This is a genomic window from Mesorhizobium sp. M5C.F.Ca.IN.020.32.2.1 (assembly GCF_004023105.1).
Lineage (GTDB): Bacteria > Pseudomonadota > Alphaproteobacteria > Rhizobiales > Rhizobiaceae > Mesorhizobium > Mesorhizobium wenxiniae.
Genome location: NZ_RZSX01001385.1, coordinates 1 through 983 on the forward strand (window position 1 = coordinate 1; position 983 = coordinate 983).

At 60.8% G+C, this 983-nt stretch carries 2 protein-coding genes; both read right to left on the reverse strand.

The annotated features are described in order from the left end of the window. The coding region (locus EOA86_RS36200) for a metal ABC transporter permease (RefSeq protein WP_206630259.1) at positions 1 to 185 on the reverse strand (185 nt) is incomplete at its 3' end. Further along, positions 182 to 983, reverse strand: an 802-nt coding sequence (locus tag EOA86_RS36205; RefSeq protein ID WP_164892391.1) for a metal ABC transporter permease, incomplete at its 5' end; no start/stop codon positions are given. The genes EOA86_RS36205 and EOA86_RS36200, both read right to left, overlap by 4 nt.

Consider the following 983-nt stretch of genomic DNA (forward strand, 5'->3'; position numbering starts at 1 on the left):
ATGTAGGCGATGACCACGCCGGGAAAGACGGCGTGGCTGATGGCGTCGCCCATCAGCGACCAGCCCTTGAGAACGAGAAAGCAGGAGAGCAGCGCCGTCGGCATAGCGACCAGAACCGAAACAATCAGGGCATTGACCATGAAGTCGAACTGGAAGGGGCTAAGCAGCGTGTCGAGGATGCTCATAGGCTGGCCTCCAAGGCCCGCGCCGAGCGGCGGCGGGCTGCCAGCATTCCATGCTTGGGAGCGAAGAAGAAGGCGGCGAGAAAGATCAGCGTCTGCAACACGACTATGATGCCGCCAGTGGCGCCGTCGAGGAAATAACTGGCATAGGCGCCGCTGAAACTCGTGGCAGCGCCGATGACGACCGCGATGACGAGCAGGCGCGGAAAGCGGTCCGTCAGAAGATAGGCAGTCGCGCCGGGAGTCACCACCATGCAGATGACGAGGAAGGCGCCGACGGTCTGAAGCGCGGCGACCGTGGAGGCCGATAGCAGCATGAAGAACGTGATCTTGAGCGCGCTCGGATTAAGGCCGATCGAGCGGGCATGGCTCTCGTCGAAGAAAACCACCATCAGATCCTTCCATTTCACCAGCAGGATGGCGAGCGAGACGAAGCCTATGATGGCGAGCTGAAGCGTGTCTTCCGGGGTAATGGCCAAGATGTTGCCGAGCACGATCGTCTGAATATTCACGGAGGTCGGTGACAGCGACACCATGAACAAGCCGAGGCCGAAGAAGGAGGAGAAGATCAGGCCGATGATAGCGTCTTCCTTCAGCTTGGTGCGCTGGTTGAGGAAGAGCATCGCGGCAGCGGCTAGCCCGCCGGAGAAGAAGGCGCCGATCGAGAAGGGAAGGCCCAGCATATAGGCACCAGCGACGCCCGGCACGATCGAATGCGAGAGCGCGTCACCGATCAACGACCAGCCTTTTAGCATCAGATAGCAGGACAGGAAGGCGCAGACACCGCCGACCAAGGCGGAC